We start from the raw sequence: 14,719 nt of genomic DNA on the forward strand, positions 1-14,719 counted from the left end.
CCCCGCAGCGCCTCCAGCGCCACCTTCGCCTTGAAATCCGCCGAATACCGCGTCCGCTTGCCCGTCATCCGGGGCCGTCCTTCTCACAGGCGAACCGAGCTTACCCGCTTGTCCGAAATCCAGGGACCACCTCACCCCCTGACCAATACAACACGCTGCCAAACCACGAGCTTCCCCGCATCCCACCGCCGACCATACAAATGGCCCAAGGTTTGCATCGCCTCGGCTGGGCGGAGAGCGGGGCCACGATGCAGCATCGGTCGCTCGAACTCAGGCTTTTGCGGTCATTCCTGTGCGTCGCCGAGACACGCAGCGTTACCGAGACCGCCCGCCGCATGGGGCGCAGCCAGCCCGCCATCACCCTGCAAATCGCCAAGCTCGAGGAGCAGATCGGCCGCAAGCTGTTCCGCGACGATACCCGCCGCCCCAGCCTGACCAATGACGGCGACATGGTGCTGTCCTACGCCAAGGCGATCCTGCAACTTCACGACGAGATGCTGGGGCGCCTTTCCGCGCCAGATGTCGAAGGCCATGTGGTGCTGGGAACACCCGACCTCTACGCCGCCTATCTGCTGCCCTCCATTCTCGCCCTGTTCCGCGAATCCTTCCCGCGCATCCAGGTTGAACTACGCTGCTCGCTCAGCACGCCATTGGTCGGGCTGGTGCAGCGTGGCGAGGTCGACATCGCCCTGGTCACACGCATGCGAGGCTTCACTGGCGGCGAGTTGGTGCGCGAAGAGCCGCTGGTCTGGATCGAGGGCGAAGGCCATCAGGCCAGCCTGATGCACCCCGTGCCGCTGGCCCTGCTGCCGCCGGGCAACATCTACCGCGACCATGCGATCGAGCAGTTGGAACGCGCCGGCCGCAAATGGCGGATCGCCTGCATCAGCGACAGCGTCGGCGGGCTGCAGGCCGCGGTCTTCGCCGGTATGGCGGTCACGGTGCTCGGCCGTAGCGCGGTCGTCGCGGGCATGCAGGAGATCCACATGCCCGAACTGTTCCCGCCGCTGCCCAAGGTCGGGCTGCTACTGTACGAGGCGCCAGGCCTGCAGAACGAGGCGGCGAAGACCCTGCACCGCTATCTCAGCCGCTACATTCGGCTAGAGGACGATCTGGCGCTGCCGGCGCTGAGCGATCCCGGCTGGGATGCCAGCCCGGCGCGGGGCGTGGACCGCGCGGTGCCCGCCGCCCCGCTGTGACGCCTGCCGGATCGCCCGGCCCGGCGCCCGCGGGTGCGCGCCGTCAGCTGCTGCGTGCGACGGCTGCCGCGACCGCGCGGCGCACCATCACCCCCGCAAGGTGCGCGCGATAGGCAGCGTCCCCATGCAGGTCGCCTACGAAACGGGCAGTGTCGAGCGTGAGTCCCGCCAAAGCCGTCGGGTCGAAGCTGGCCGCCAGCGCCGACTCGAAGGCCGTCGCACGGAAGGCGCCGGTGCCGTTGCCGGTGATTGCGACCCGCACGCCGGCGGCGGTCTCCGCGACGAAGGCACCGGCCAGGGCGTAGCGCGAGGCCGGCGCCTTGAACTTCGCATAGGCCGCGCGCGTCGGCAGGGGGAAGCGGACGGCGGCGATCACCTCGCCCTCTGCCAGGGCGGTGGTGAACATGCCCGTCAGGAAGTCGTCGGCGACGATGGCGCGGCGGTCTGTGACGATGGTCGCGCCCAATGCCAGCACGGCGGCGGGATAGTCGGCCGCGGGATCGTTGTTCGCGAGCGAGCCGCCGATCGTGCCGCGTTCCCGGACCTGCGGATCGCCGATATGGCCGGCAAGTTCCGCCAGCGCCGGCAGCTTCGCCAGGACCAACGGATCGGCCGCGACCGTCGCATGCGTGGTCATGGCGCCGATCTCTAGGCCGCCCGCGACCTCCGCGATGCTGGCGAGACCCGGCACGCGCGCGAGGTCGATCAGGTCGGAGGGCCGCGCCAGGCGCTGCTTCAGCGCCGGCAGCAGGGTCATGCCGCCAGCCAGCAGCTTCGGCTGGGGCAGGGAGGCGAGCAGGCCGGCCGCCTCGGCCAGCGCGGCGGGATGGTGGAGTTCGAAGGGAACCATGCGAGCGCCTCCCGCTATTCCGCCGCCAGCGCCGGGCGGGCGCCGTTGATCAGATGCCAGATGCGCGGCGGCGAGGCCGGCATCTCCACATGCTTCACGCCATAGGGCGCGAGCGCGTCGACCACCGCATTGATGATGGTGGACGGCGAGCCGATCGTGCCGACCTCGCCCGCGCCCTTCACACCGAGGTCGTTGTGCGTGCACTTCGTGATGTGGCTGGCGACCGTCACCTTCGGCGTGTGGTCGGCGCGCGGCATGGCGTAGTCCATGAAGGATCCGGAGAGCAGCTGACCGCTCGACCCGTCATAGACGCAATCCTCGTACAGCGCTTGGCCCATGCCCTGGGCGATGCCGCCATGCAGCTGCCCCTCGACGATCATGGGATTGATCACCGTCCCGACATCGTCGACCGCGACATAGGAGACGAGCTGGACATGGCCGGTGTCGGGATCGATCTCGACTTCCGCGACATGCGCGCCGGCGGGAAAGGTGAAGTTGGGCGGGTCGTAGAAGCTCTGCTCCTCGAGACCCGGCTCGAGCGTCTCCAGCGGAAAGTTCACGGGGGTGTAGGCGGAGCCGCAGATCTCCTCGAAGCTCTTGGCACGGTCGGTGCCGGCTACGCGGAACGCGCCGTCCTCGAAGACGATGTCGGTCTCCGCCGCCTCCAGCATGTGTGCGGCGATCTTGCGGCACTTGGTGAGGATCTTGTCGGTCGCCTTCGACAGGGCGCTGCCGCCGACCGCCAGCGAGCGCGAGCCATAGGTGCCGAGGCCGAACTGCACCCGGTCGGTGTCGCCGCAGACCACCTCGATCCGGTCGGCCGGGACGCCGAGCTTCTGCGAGACGATCTGCGCATAGGTCGTCTCGTGCCCCTGGCCGTGGTTGTGCGTGCCGATGAGGATCGTGACATGCCCGGTCGGGTGGACGCGGACCGCCGCGCTCTCGAAGAGGCCGCCGCGCACGCCGAGGCTCGCCGCGATGCGCGACGGCGCCAGGCCGCAGGCCTCGATATAGGTCGACAGGCCAATGCCGCGCAGCTTGCCCTGCTTCGCCGACTCCGCTTTGCGCGCAGCGAAGCCGTCCCAGTCCGCCAGCGCCAGCGCCTTGTCCAGGCATCCCGGCACGTCGCCGGAATCGTAGTTCATCAGCACGGGGGTCTGATAGGGATAGGCGTCCGGCGGGATCATGTTGCGTCGGCGGATCTCGACCTTGTCTATCCCCATCTCCATCGCCGCGACGTCGACGATGCGTTCGAGCACGAAGGTTGCTTCCGGCCGGCCGGCGCCGCGATAGGCGTCGACGGGAACGGAGTTGGTGAAGGCGGTCTTGACCGAGCACCAGATCGCCGGCGTCCGGTAGACCCCGGCCAGCAGCGGCGCGTAGAGGTTGGTCGGGATGTTCGGCCCGAAGGTCGAGACATAGCCGCCGATATTGGCAATGGTTTCCACCTTCAGCGCCAGGAAGGTGCCGTCGGCGGCCAGCGCCAGCTCCGCCTTGGTGATGTGGTCGCGGCCGTGCCGGTCGGACAGGAAGCCCTCGCTCCGCTCGCAGACCCACTTGATCGTGCGGCCCAGACGCTTCGCGGCCCAGGTGATGATGATCTCCTCGGCATAGCAGACCTGCTTTACGCCGAAGCCGCCGCCCATGTCGGGGCAGACCACGCGGAAGCGGTGCTGGGGAATCTTCAGGATGAATGCGCCGAGCAGCAGCTTGATGATGTGCGGCAGCTGGGTCGTGGAGAAGAGCGTGTACTTCTCGCTGGCGAAATCGTAGCTGGCGACCGCCGCGCGCGGCTCCATGGGGTTGCCGACCAGGCGGTTGTTGGTCAGCTCCAGCCGGGTGATGTGCGCGGCCCTGGCGAAGGCGGCCTCGACCGCGGCCTTGTCGCCCAACGCCCAGTCACAGTTCAGATTGCCGGGAACGTCATCGTAGAGCTGCGGCGCATCCGGCTTCAGCGCGTCCTCGGCGTTGATGACGGCGGGCAGCTCCTCGTACTCGACGATCACCGCCTCGGCCGCAGCGCGGGCCTGCTCGGCGGTCTCGGCGACGACGAAGGCAACGGCGTCGCCGACATGCCGCACCTTGCCCTGGGCGAGCGCCGGATAGGCGGGCTCCTTCATCGGCGTGCCGTCGGTGAAGTTGATGCCCCAGGCGCAGGGCACGCCGCCCAGCCCGTCCTCCGCCACCTCCGCGCCGGTCAGCACGCCGATGATGCCGGGCATGGCCATCGCCGCCGCCGTGTCGATCGCAACCAGCTTCGCATGAGCGTGCGGCGAGCGGAGGAAGACACCATGGGCCATGCCCGGCAGCTTCAGGTCGGTGACATAGCTGCCGCGCCCTGTCAGGAAGCGCTTGTCCTCCTTGCGGCGCAACTCGGCGCCGATGCCGGTGGGGTTCGTCATGCCACGGTCTCCTCCTGCATGGCGGCCGCGCCGGCCAGGACAGCGCGGATGATGTTCACATAGCCCGTGCAGCGGCAGAGATTGCCCTCCAGCCAGCTACGGACCTGCGCCTCGGTCGGTGCGGGATGACGTTTGGCGAAGTCGATGGCGCTCATGATCATCCCCGGGGTGCAGAAGCCGCATTGCAGGGCGTGGTGGTCATGGAAGGCCTGCTGCATCGGATGCAGCGTCGCACCGCGGGCGATTCCCTCGATGGTGGTGACGGCATGGCCGTCGACGGACGCGGCCAGCAGGGTGCAGCTCTTCACGGACCGGCCGTCCAGATGGACCAGGCAGGTGCCGCACTGGCTGGTGTCGCAGCCGATATGCGTCCCCGTCAGCCCGAGCCCGTCGCGCAGCACGTCCGACAGCAGGTCGCTCGGCGCGACGGTCAGGGTGGTGGTCCGCCCATTGAGGTCGAAGGTGATCTGCATGGGTCCTTGTTGCTCCGATCGGTTCGATGGCCCGCGGGCGGCATCGCGGCTGTCAGTCTGGCATGGCGGATCAGGCCAGGAGGCGGGAATCCTCGGCGCTCCAGGTCGCGAGAACGGGGGCACGCACCTCCAGCGGGTCGCGGTAGAACTCGCGCTCGGCGACATAGGCGATGAACTCGTCGGGCAGCGGCGTCTTGACCATGACCTTCACGAAGGCGCCCTGGTATTCCACCGCCTCCACCCAGCCGCGCAGGATATTGCCGCCGGCTTCCGACACCGCGCCGTCCGGCCGCAGCAGGCGGATGTCGTCGCGCCGCACGGCGAGGTCCACCATCTCCCCGCGCCGGATGCTACGCTGGCCGTCGAGCGATGCCACGATGCTGCTGTGGTCGGGCAGGTCGACCACGGCGACGCCGCCGCTCACCCGTGTCACCTCGCCGCGCAGCACGTTCTGCCCGCCCAGGAATTCCGCGACGTAGCGGTCGCGCGGCCTCGCATAGACCTCCCGCGCCGGGCCGGCCTGGTGGATCTTGCCCTTCTCCATGACGACGACGAGGTCGGCGAGCGCGATCGCCTCCATCTGGGTGTGGGTGACGTGGATGAAGGTGATGCCCAGCTCCTGCTGCATGCGCCGCAGCTCCTGGCGCATCTGTATGCGCAGCTGCTCGTCGAGCGCCGAGAGCGGCTCGTCCAGCAGCAGCACGCGGGGCTCGGTGATGGCGGCGCGGGCCAGGGCGACGCGCTGCTGCTGGCCGCCCGAGAGTTCCGCCGGCAAGCGGTGGCGCAGCTCGCCGAGTTGGACCTTCTCGATCATCGCATCCGCCGCGGCCAGACGCTCCGTCTTGCCCAGGCCGCGGACGCGCAGCGCGAAGGCGATGTTGTCGCGCACGGTCAGATGCGGGAAGAGGGCGTAGGACTGGAACATCATGGCGGTGCGGCGATCCGCCGGGGTCAGCCCGACGACGTTGCGCCCGCCGATCAGGATCTCGCCCTCGGTCGGCTCCTCATGCCCCGCGATCATGCGCAGCACGGTGGTCTTGCCGCAGCCGGACGGGCCGAGGAAGCAGCAATAGGCGCCGTCGGGCACCCGCAGGTTCACCCCGTCGACCGCCATGGTCAGTCCGTCATAGGACTTGACCAGCCCAGCCAGCTCGATGTCGCCGCCGCGCATCAATGCAGCCCCAGCCGGCGCGCCTGGCGCCGGCGCTGGATCAGCCCGATCGCCACCAGCGCGGTGCCGATGCAGACGAAGGACACGACCGTCGTGATGGTGCCTAGTGCGTAGAGCGAGGGCGAGGTGACGTTCAGCGTCATGCTCCAGATCTCGAGCGGCAGGGTGTTCAGCGATCCCGCGGTCTGCAGGGTGCGGGCGAACTCGTCGTAGGACAGGGTGAAGCCGAACAGTGCAACCGCGATCAGGCCTGGGGCCAGGATCGGCAGCATGATGAGCCGCACCGTCTGCCAGGGGCTCGCGCCGAGGTCGCGGGAGGCTTCCTCCCAGGCCGCGCTGAAGCGGCCGAGCACGGCGAACATGACCAGCACGCCGAAGGGCAGCGTCCAGGAGAGCTGCGCGCCGAGCGCCGAGGTGAAGAGCCCCGGCTCCAGCCCGAGGAAGCTGAAGGTCAGCCCGACGCCAATACCAAGCACGAGGCCGGGTGCGACCAGGCTGCCGATCATGAGGGTGAAGACCACGCCGTCGCCCGGAAAGCGTCGGCGGAAGCCGAGCGCCGCGAGGAAGGAGATCAGCACCGTCAGGATCGTCACGACGATCGCCAGGCTGATCGACCGCGCGAAGGACCCGTGCACGTCACCGGTGCGGGACTGCTGCAGCAGCTCCACGAACCAGTGGACGGACACACCACGCATCGGGAAGACGAGGCCGCCGCGGATGTCCTGGAAGGACAGCAGGTAGATGCAGGCCATCGGCCCATAGAGCCCGACGACATAGAGCGTGAACAGCGTCGCGAGCGCGTAGAAGGTCCAGGGCCGGCGCCGCCGGAGCTTCACCAGCGGGCGGTTGCGCGACCGCACGGCCGCAACCGTGCCCGTGACCGCGGTCACTGCGCAATCTCCCGCCGGATGTCGACGGTGCGCAGGATCAGCCCGACCACCACCAGCATGACCAGCGTCAGCAGCACGGCGCTCGCCGCCGCGCCGGGGTATTGCAGCACGCCGATATCCTCGTAGAACGCCCCGACGACCGACGCCGACCCGCCGCCCGACATCACCTTCACCACGAAGAAGTCGCCCATAACGATGGAGGTGACGAAGATCGACCCGAGCGCGATGCCGCTGCGGCATTGCGGCAGCACGACGAGGCGCAGGATGTCGAAGCGGCTCGCGCCGGCATCGACCGCCGCCTCCACCGTCCGCCGGTCGATCCGCGCCAGCGAGTTGAAGATCGGCACCACCATGAAGATGGTGAGCTGGTGGACATAGGCAATGACGACGGCGACTGGGGAGAACAGCAGGATCTCCAGCGGCTGGTCGACCGCGCCGGTGCCGAGCAGCGCCATGTTGATCAGTCCCTCCTTACCGAGCACGGGAATCCAGGAGATCATCCGGATGATGTTCGACGTCCAGAAGGGAATGGTGCAGAGCAGGAACAGCCCGAGCGCCAGCAGTTGGTTCTGCACGTGGAAGACCAGGAAATAGGCGATGAAGAAGCCGAGCACCGCCGTCGCCGCCCAGGTCAGCACGGTGAACTTCACGGTGGCCAGGTAGAGCTTCAGGGTGAGGTCGGACGTCAGCAGCTGGCCGTAGTTCGACAGCGTCGGACCGAAGCTCAGCCCGCCGAAGCCGTCGCTCTCGCAGAGGCTGGCCGCGAGCACCGCCATCATCGGGATCACAAAGAAGGGGATCAGGACGAGCAGGAGCGGCAGCACCCCGAGCCAGCCGCCCACTGCCCGCCGCCAGCCGGCGCGGGTCATGCCGAACTCCATCGCGCGTTGTGTCGCGGCACGCCCTCAGGCGACCTTGAAGTCGTTCCAGCGCTTGTTCATGTAGGCGCTCTCGTCCATCAGCGTGTTCCAGCAGGAGATGTTGGTCACGCGGTCGAGGAAGGACCCGCCGTCGCGCTTCGCCCCGACCGGCTCCATCGGCACGCCATAGGGGTCGGTGATCGCGGCCGGCGCGGGCTGGCCGTCGTACCAGTAGGCCCATTCGGCGGGGGTCATGAAGCGCCTCGCGGTCGTGGGCACCGGGCTGTAGTAGCCGTAGCGCGCGACGAAGGCGCCTTGCCAGCCCGACAGGTACCAGTTCAGGTAGTCATAGGCGGCGTCCAGCTTGCGTCCGGTCAGGTGCCGCATCAGCCCCATGCCGTTGCACCAGCCGCGATAGCCTTCCTTGCCATTCTTGATATTCACGGGCGCGTAGATGCAGGGGATGTTCTTCACGCGGACGGCGGCGACCGCCGGCGACCACATGGACTGGATGATGATCTCGCCGGCCGCCATCAGCTGCACCGACTGATCGAAGGTGGTCCAGGTCGCGCGGAAATGTCCGCCGCGTTTCAGCTCGATCAGGTAGTTGATGGTCTTGTCGATCTCCTCCTTCGTCATGTTGCCCTTGTTGCCGTACCTGATCAGCCCCGCGCTCTCCATGCAGAGTGCGGCGTCCATGATGCCGATGGCGGGCACGTCCAGGATCGCCGCCTTGCCCTTGAACTTCGGGTCCAGCAGCTCCTTCCATTCCGTCACTTCATGGCCGACCAGGTCGGGGCGGTAGCCGATGGAATCGGCGTTGTAGACCTGCGGCAGGAAGGTCATCCAATCGGATACGCCGTCATGCAGCTCGGTCGCGGTGGGGTTGGCGATGTACATGGCCTCGAAGGGCGAGATGCCCTGGCGCGACACGACCGTCCCGCCGATCTCGCCGCGGGTGAAGATCGGCAGGATGTTGTCGAATTCCTTGATCCGCTTGCGCTCGATCCCCTGGATCACGCCGCGGCGGGTGGCGAGCTTGGCCTGCCAGCCCTCAAGGTCGGCGATGTCGACGGAGTTCGGCTGGGTGATGAAGCGGTTGATCGACGCCGAGGTGTCAAGGTTCTGCATAGTGACCTTGAAGCCCAGCTCCTTCGAGGCCTGGTCGCCGATCGCCTTCACCACCGAATAGGACACGCCGACATGCCGCAGCTCGATGTTGCGATTTTCCTGCGCCCAGATCGTCGGGAAGCCCTGCAGCGCGGTGGCGCCGCCGGCGCCGATGGCGGCCGCTGCGGCGCGGCGCAGCAGGCCGCGGCGGGTCGGGAGCGCGGCGTCGACCGCCGGGTTCGACATGCTTGGCGGCGGCGTCGGGGTGTCGCTCATGGGCCGTCTCCTGCCGCGACGGATCAATCGCGGACCTTCATGGGTGGTGGGATGGGCCGGGGCGTTTCTTGCCGCTGAGCGTGCGGTGCGGGTGGAGCGGGTGGCAAATATGTAATTCTTATCGCCACCATAAGCGCGGCGCCCAGTGCCAGGCAGCAGACTGTAGGCAATCTGAGCTGGCTGGCCGCTTGTCGCGAGCCCAGTTCACCGTTCGACGGCCCATGACAGAAGGCCCGCTGCCCCAACCCTGCCGGACCGGGATCTACGGCACGCCTCGCAGCCCCGTCGCAGTTGGCCCGCTACAGCAGACACCGGGATCATGCGGTCTCGACCGGTACGCGGACCCGCAGGAGCGCCGCCAGGGCTGCCAGTCCCGCCAGCATGCCGCCCAGGGCGCAGACGGCGGGCCAGCCGCAGGCCGACCATGCAAGGCCGGTCCCCCAGGCACCGATCCCGGCGCCGGTGAACTTCCCGACCATGTAGATCGTCGTCAGCCGGGTCCGGATCTCGGTGCGCAGGCTGAAGATGACCGTCCGGTTCGAGATGTCGGCCGCGGTCGCGCCGAGATCGAGCAGGATCATGCCTGCGATGATGCCGAGAAGGCTATGCCCGAGACCCGCCAGCACACCCCAGGAGACGGTCAGGCCGGCCAACGCGGCCAGAAGCGACGCGCGTGGCCCGCACCGGTCGGCGAAGCCGCCGACGAAGGGCGCGCAGAGCGCCGCCGCGGCACCGATCAGCGCCAAGGCCCCGACGCCGTCGCTGCGCCAGCCGAAGGCATCCCCCTGCATGTGCAGCGATATGCCGACCCAGAGGGTGGTGAAGGAACCCGTGGCAAAGGCCTGGGTCAGCGCCGACCAGCGGGCCAGCGGGACGGTCCGGAAGACCTCGAGCAGGCTGCCCATCAGCGCGGGATAGCGAACCGGCATCCTCGGAGGCTCCGGCCTGACCACGCGACGCAGCGGCACCAGGGCGAGCAGCATCGCCGCGGCGGCCAGCGCGTAGACGACCCGCCAGCCGGCATGGAACCCGACCAGGCCGCTGACGCTGCGCGCCAGCAGCATCCCGATGAGGACACCCTGAGCCAGCAGCGCGGTGACACGGCCGCGCCGGTCCGGCGACGTCCGCAGGCTGGCATAGGGCGGCAGCACATAGGGCGTGATGCCGAACACCCCTGCCAAGAGGCTGAACAGCAGCAAGGTGGCGCCATCCGGCGCCACTGCGATCCCGACCAGCATGGCAGCCTGGGCGAGCATCGCCGCAGTCAGCAGACGCCGCGCCGGCATGGCGTCGCCCAGTGGCAGCAGGAAGGCGATGCCGGCGGCGACCCCGAACTGGGTCACCGCCGGGACCAGCCCGAGCGCCGCCTCCGACAGCGCCAGCGACCGGCCCATATCGACCAGGAGCGGCTGGGCGTAGTTCGCGTTGGCGACAGCCAGGCCGCAGATGGCAGCCAGCACGCCGATCGTGACCCCGGAGAGGGTATCGGTGCGGCCGGCCTTGCGCACCGGCCCCTCCGGCATCGGCGTGACCGCGCCCGGGCCCGGCACGGCAATGGCGCTGTGGTGGTCCATGGCGAGATCTTCCTGTCGCCGTGGGGGCGGTGCTCAGCCGGCTGACTTGCCGCCGTCGACCGACAGGATCTGGCCGGTGATGAAGCTGGCCTTGTCGGAGGCCAGGAAGACGATCGCCTGCGCGATCTCCTCCGGCCGGCCGACACGCTGCATCGGCACGCCGGCGATCAGCGCCGCCTTCCGCTCGCTGCTCGCGGTGAAGCGGTCCAGCATGCCGGTCTCCACCGGGCCGGGCGCAATGGCGTTGACGCGGACGTTGAAGCGGGCGGCTTCCAGCGCCGCCGCCTTGGTCAGGCCCTCGACCGCATGCTTGCTGGCCGTATAGATCGCCGCGCCCGCGGCGCCCCGATGCCCCATGGTCGAGGAGAGATTGACGATGCTGCCCCATCCCTGGGCCTGCATGGTGCGCATCTCGTGCCGCAGGCTCAGGACGACGCCCAGCACGTTCGTATCGAAGGTGGCGGCATAGCTCTCGCCGGTCTGCTCGGCGATGGGGCCCGGTCGACCCTCCGTCCCGGCATTGTTGACGGCCATGTCGAGGTGCCCGAAGCGGGCCAGCGTGCGCTCCACCAGCGCCTGCAGATCCTCGTCACGCCGGACGTCGGCCACGACGAACTCGGCCTCTGCACCGAGCCCCCGCAACTCCTCCGCCAAGGCCTCCCCCGCCGCGGCGCGACGGCCGGAGACGACGAGGCTGGCCCCCTCGCGGGCGAAGGCGATGGCGGTGGCGCGGCCGATGCCGGTCAGGGCCCCGGTGATCAGGACAACGGGATTGGTCACGGTGCAGTCCTCCGATGGGTGGCTGGCAAGACCCTGGAAGCATGAAGGTCATCAGGGTGCGGCCGCGTGTTTCCCGAAGTAGGAGGGATTGCCGCAGGGCTGAAAGACTTTGTATGGCTTCTGCGATACCTCCGAGGCATCGCAATGGAGCTCCGCCACCTCCGCTACTTCGTCGCGGTCGCCGAAACCGGCAGCTTCACCCAGGCCGCCGCGCAGCGGCTGCACACGGCGCAGCCCTCGCTCAGCCGCCAGATCCGCGACCTCGAGGACATGCTGCAGGTCCCGCTGATCATCCGCGGACCGCGCAACCTCTCGCTCACCCCGGCAGGGCAGGTGTTCCTGGAGCACGCGCGCATCGTCCTCGCCCAGGTGGATGCCGCTATCCTGGCGACCCGACGCGCGCACCGGCCCGCCAAGACCCGCTTCACCGTCGGCTTCCTGACAGGACACGAAATCGGCTGACTGCCACGGATCCTGCAGCTCCTCGCCCACGAGCTCGCCACGACAGAGTTGGTCGTCCACAGCGCGTCCTCGCCGGAACTGCTGCAGGCACTCCGGCAGGAGGAGATGGACATTGCCTTTGTCCGCCCGGATGACGGTATCCGGGACCTGGCGTTCAAGCCGCTGATCGAGGAAACGCTGTTCGTCCTGCTGCCGGCCGAACATCGGCTGGCCCGGCGCCGGTCGGTGCGGCCCCAGGATCTCCGGCAGGAGCCGCTGGTGAGCTTCGCCGCGGCCTATTCGCCGGTGCTGCGGCGGGTGATCGACGATTATCTCGGGCAGCATGACGTGGATGCGACGCCGCTCCACGAGGCGGAGACGCTGCCGATGGTCGTCTCCTTCCTCTTGTCCAGCGGCGGCGTCACCTTGCTGCCGGACTACATGCGCGGTCTCCTGCCGGCGTCGGTGGTCGCGCGTCCCCTGACGGGGACGCCACCGAAGATCCCTCTCGCGCTGGGCTACCGCAGCGGCAACAACTCGCCGCTGCTCGGCTACGTGCTGGCGCGTGTGGGTGACCTTGTCAGGTCGGAACCGTGACTTCGCGCGCCGATGTTCCGACCGGGCGATCAGCCGGCTTCGGAACCTGCGGCTTGGGCGAAGTGCGGCCTGACCGTCCGCTACCCTGCCGTTAAGGTCGATGGCGCCCTCGCCGTCTCCGAGCGGATCGACATCTGAACCGCAGTGGCATCAGCGGACGTCATCGACCGTCCTCGACCCAGGCCAGACCATGGCGCCACCGCAGGCAATTCGGGATGCGGTCCCGTCACATGCTGCATCAGCAGCGTATCCCCCCGCCGCGCCGCCCGATTGCATGGCGAGCCTCCAAAGTTTCTGCCGTCATCGGCACCCCCGCCGCCACGGCCGCCGCGACGACCAGGGCGCCGGCGGGCAGGAGGGAAGCCAGGACGAAGCTCCCCGTCAGGTCGTGCAGGACGCCCGCGAGCACCGGCCCAGCGATCTGCCCGAGGCCGAAGCTCGCCGTCAGCAGGGCGAAGGCCCGGCGGGGGTCGCCCCCGGCCAGCCCCCGCCCGCCAGCCAGGCCGAGGGCGGTGATGCCCATGAAGGTCCCGCCCAGCAGCGCCGCGGCGACCAGCGCCCCTGTCGCGGTCGGCCACAGCACGCTTGCCGCCACGCCGGCTGCCTCGACCAGGCAGGCGGCCGCGAAGGCGCGGGCGATGCCGGTCCGGGCCCCGAGCCGCGTCCAGGCCGCGACCGAAGGGCCCGCCGCGATGCCGAACCGCCCAGACGAAGGGCTCGACCGGACGGTCCTCCGGATTGGCCCGCAGGATGGCCGCCAGGAAGGTCGCCGTCATGATGTAGCCGAAACCGAACAGGCCGTAGGCCAGCGCCCATCGCCGCATCTGCGCGGGGGCGGCGCTGCCCGGCGCCAGCGCGCCGAGCAGCCAGGCCCGCCGCGACCCCGGCAGGCAGGGCGTCGCGGCCAGCAGCGCGCCGGCGAGGTAGCCGAGCAGGTTGGCCGAGGCGACCGGCCCGCCTCGCCCTTCGTCAGCCCCAGCCCCTCCGCCATGGTGGGCAGGATGGGCGTGTAGACGAAGCGGCCGATGCCGATGGCCGAGGCCAGCGCCAGCAGGCCGCCCAGGGCGAGGCCGAGGGCGCCGGACCCTCCCCTGCCCTGGCGGGCCGGCATCAGGGCCGCCCCACCCGGTGGCGGTTGGACGCGCCGGCGATCAGCGCCTCGGCCTCGCGCGCGATCCGCTCCACCACCTCGGCCGCCGGCGGGATGTCGCCGATCAGGTCCACCGCCTCGCCCGCGATCACCCCGGCGGTGTCGAAGTCGCCGGCCGCGCGCGCCGCGGCATAGCGCGCCGCCTCGGCCTCCTGATGCTGCAGCAACTCCGCCTCCCGGCCGCGCCAGCGCTCGGAGAAGGCGTTCCGCAGCACGCGGCCCGTGTAAGGTGCCGGCCAGACATTGCGGCGGGCGATGTCGAACAGGATGCCGCGGATGGTCTGGTCACCGCTGGCCGCGACCATGCGCTCCTTGGCGGCCTGGGCGCCGGCGGCCTCCTGCGTGGCGTAGAAGCGCGAACCCACCAGCACGCCGTCGGCGCCGAGCATCAGCGCCGCAGCCAGCCCCCGCCCGTCCGCGACGCCGCCGGCCGCGACCACCGGCACGGCGCCGCGCGCCAGGTCCACCACGGCCGGCACCAGGGCGAAGGTGCCGCGCGAGACGCCGTGGCCGCCAGCCTCCGCGCCCTGCGCGACCAGCACCTCGGCGCCGGCCTCCAGCGCCTCCCGCGCCTGCTCCAGCGTCTGCACCTGACAGACCAGCTTCGCGCCGGCCTGCTTGATCCGGTCGGCATGCGGCCGGACCTCGCCGAAGGAGAGCATGACCGCGGGCGGCCGGCGCTCCAGCGCCAGCTCGAGCAGCCCGGGCTTCCTGGCCATGCTCCAGGTGATGAAGCCGACCCCGACCCTGGCGTCGCCGGCCGCGTCCAGCTCGCGCGCCAGCCAATCAGCGTCGCCATAGCCGCCACCGATGAGGCCGAGGCCGCCGGCCCGGCTGACCGCGCCGGCGAGGCGCGCGTCGGCGATCAGGTCCATCGGCGCGAGCAGGATCGGGTGCTGCAGGCCGAGCAGCTCGGTCAGGCGGGTCGAGATGGGCATGGCGGCTC

14 protein-coding genes and 1 pseudogene are annotated in these 14,719 nt (G+C 69.7%); 3 read left to right on the forward strand and 12 right to left on the reverse strand.

The features are described 5' to 3' along the window. Positions 1-248: 248 nt before the first annotated feature. Positions 249-1,199: a LysR substrate-binding domain-containing protein gene (locus tag Q7A36_RS31580; RefSeq protein WP_305107773.1), complete on the forward strand. Its 951-nt coding sequence runs from the start codon at positions 249-251 to the stop codon at positions 1,197-1,199. A gap of 43 nt (positions 1,200-1,242) precedes the next feature. Here Q7A36_RS31580 and Q7A36_RS31585 read toward each other — a convergent pair whose 3' ends face one another. From Q7A36_RS31585 to Q7A36_RS31625, 9 genes are all read right to left on the reverse strand, one after another. Further along, positions 1,243-2,049, reverse strand: a complete 807-nt coding sequence (locus Q7A36_RS31585) for an FAD binding domain-containing protein (protein ID WP_305107774.1) — start codon at positions 2,047-2,049, stop codon at positions 1,243-1,245. 14 nt (positions 2,050-2,063) lie between these two features. Beyond that, entirely contained in the window at positions 2,064-4,451 is a 2,388-nt protein-coding gene (locus Q7A36_RS31590; protein WP_305107775.1) for a xanthine dehydrogenase family protein molybdopterin-binding subunit, read from the reverse strand. Continuing rightward, a complete protein-coding gene (locus tag Q7A36_RS31595) occupies positions 4,448-4,924 on the reverse strand; it encodes a (2Fe-2S)-binding protein (protein ID WP_305107776.1) in 477 nt (158 codons plus the stop codon). The genes Q7A36_RS31590 and Q7A36_RS31595 overlap by 4 nt, the downstream gene beginning before the upstream one ends. 70 nt (positions 4,925-4,994) lie before the next feature. Next, positions 4,995-6,095 carry an ABC transporter ATP-binding protein gene (locus tag Q7A36_RS31600; protein WP_305107777.1) on the reverse strand — a complete coding sequence of 367 codons (1,101 nt, stop codon included), beginning with the start codon at positions 6,093-6,095 and terminating at the stop codon, positions 4,995-4,997. Continuing rightward, positions 6,095-6,985: an ABC transporter permease gene (locus tag Q7A36_RS31605; protein WP_305107778.1), complete on the reverse strand. Its 891-nt coding sequence runs from the start codon at positions 6,983-6,985 to the stop codon at positions 6,095-6,097. Before Q7A36_RS31605 ends, Q7A36_RS31600 begins: the two co-directional genes overlap by 1 nt. Then, a complete protein-coding gene (locus tag Q7A36_RS31610; protein WP_305107779.1) occupies positions 6,982-7,854 on the reverse strand; it encodes an ABC transporter permease in 873 nt (290 codons plus the stop codon). The genes Q7A36_RS31605 and Q7A36_RS31610 overlap by 4 nt, the downstream gene beginning before the upstream one ends. 36 nt (positions 7,855-7,890) lie before the next feature. Next, positions 7,891-9,231, reverse strand: a complete 1,341-nt coding sequence (locus tag Q7A36_RS31615; RefSeq protein ID WP_305107780.1) for an ABC transporter substrate-binding protein — start codon at positions 9,229-9,231, stop codon at positions 7,891-7,893. A gap of 317 nt (positions 9,232-9,548) precedes the next feature. Next, a complete protein-coding gene (locus Q7A36_RS31620) occupies positions 9,549-10,805 on the reverse strand; it encodes an MFS transporter (RefSeq protein ID WP_305107781.1) in 1,257 nt (418 codons plus the stop codon). A gap of 33 nt (positions 10,806-10,838) precedes the next feature. Further along, positions 10,839-11,585: an SDR family NAD(P)-dependent oxidoreductase gene (locus tag Q7A36_RS31625; protein ID WP_305107782.1), complete on the reverse strand. Its 747-nt coding sequence runs from the start codon at positions 11,583-11,585 to the stop codon at positions 10,839-10,841. 144 nt (positions 11,586-11,729) lie between these two features. On the opposite strand from Q7A36_RS31625, the gene Q7A36_RS31630 reads away from it, so the two are divergent. Then, on the forward strand, positions 11,730-12,047 hold the full coding sequence (locus Q7A36_RS31630) for a LysR family transcriptional regulator (protein ID WP_305107783.1): 318 nt from the start codon (positions 11,730-11,732) through the stop codon (positions 12,045-12,047). A 12-nt stretch (positions 12,048-12,059) separates the two neighbouring features. Then, on the forward strand, positions 12,060-12,623 hold the full coding sequence (locus Q7A36_RS31635; RefSeq protein ID WP_305107797.1) for a LysR substrate-binding domain-containing protein: 564 nt from the start codon (positions 12,060-12,062) through the stop codon (positions 12,621-12,623). A gap of 238 nt (positions 12,624-12,861) precedes the next feature. Here Q7A36_RS31635 and Q7A36_RS31640 read toward each other — a convergent pair whose 3' ends face one another. The 3 genes and pseudogenes from Q7A36_RS31640 to Q7A36_RS31645 all read right to left on the reverse strand — a co-directional run bounded on the left by Q7A36_RS31640 (position 12,862) and on the right by Q7A36_RS31645 (position 14,711). Next, positions 12,862-13,362, reverse strand: coding sequence for a YbfB/YjiJ family MFS transporter (locus Q7A36_RS31640; RefSeq protein ID WP_370655736.1), 501 nt, complete (start codon positions 13,360-13,362; stop codon positions 12,862-12,864). Beyond that, positions 13,337-13,558 (reverse strand): annotated as a pseudogene (locus tag Q7A36_RS42065) (YbfB/YjiJ family MFS transporter); the annotation flags it as partial. The pseudogene Q7A36_RS42065 and the gene Q7A36_RS31640, both read right to left, overlap by 26 nt. A gap of 175 nt (positions 13,559-13,733) precedes the next feature. Beyond that, positions 13,734-14,711, reverse strand: a complete 978-nt coding sequence (locus Q7A36_RS31645; RefSeq protein ID WP_305107784.1) for an NAD(P)H-dependent flavin oxidoreductase — start codon at positions 14,709-14,711, stop codon at positions 13,734-13,736. Positions 14,712-14,719: the final 8 nt, after the last annotated feature.

Source organism: Paracraurococcus lichenis, assembly GCF_030657435.1.
Classification (GTDB): Bacteria; Pseudomonadota; Alphaproteobacteria; order Acetobacterales; family Acetobacteraceae; genus Paracraurococcus; species Paracraurococcus lichenis.

Excerpts from the sequence above, each read along its gene's own strand:
- Q7A36_RS31580 (WP_305107773.1), top strand. The coding sequence starts at position 249 with ATGCAGCATCGGTCGCTCGAACTCAGGCTTTTGCGGTCATTCCTGTGC.
- Q7A36_RS31585 (WP_305107774.1), bottom strand. The coding sequence starts at position 2,049 with ATGGTTCCCTTCGAACTCCACCATCCCGCCGCGCTGGCCGAGGCGGCC.
- Q7A36_RS31590 (WP_305107775.1), bottom strand. The coding sequence starts at position 4,451 with ATGACGAACCCCACCGGCATCGGCGCCGAGTTGCGCCGCAAGGAGGAC.
- Q7A36_RS31595 (WP_305107776.1), bottom strand. The coding sequence starts at position 4,924 with ATGCAGATCACCTTCGACCTCAATGGGCGGACCACCACCCTGACCGTC.
- Q7A36_RS31600 (WP_305107777.1), bottom strand. The coding sequence starts at position 6,095 with ATGCGCGGCGGCGACATCGAGCTGGCTGGGCTGGTCAAGTCCTATGAC.
- Q7A36_RS31610 (WP_305107779.1), bottom strand. The coding sequence starts at position 7,854 with ATGACCCGCGCCGGCTGGCGGCGGGCAGTGGGCGGCTGGCTCGGGGTG.
- Q7A36_RS31615 (WP_305107780.1), bottom strand. The coding sequence starts at position 9,231 with ATGAGCGACACCCCGACGCCGCCGCCAAGCATGTCGAACCCGGCGGTC.
- Q7A36_RS31620 (WP_305107781.1), bottom strand. The coding sequence starts at position 10,805 with ATGGACCACCACAGCGCCATTGCCGTGCCGGGCCCGGGCGCGGTCACG.
- Q7A36_RS31630 (WP_305107783.1), top strand. The coding sequence starts at position 11,730 with ATGGAGCTCCGCCACCTCCGCTACTTCGTCGCGGTCGCCGAAACCGGC.
- Q7A36_RS31645 (WP_305107784.1), bottom strand. The coding sequence starts at position 14,711 with ATGCCCATCTCGACCCGCCTGACCGAGCTGCTCGGCCTGCAGCACCCG.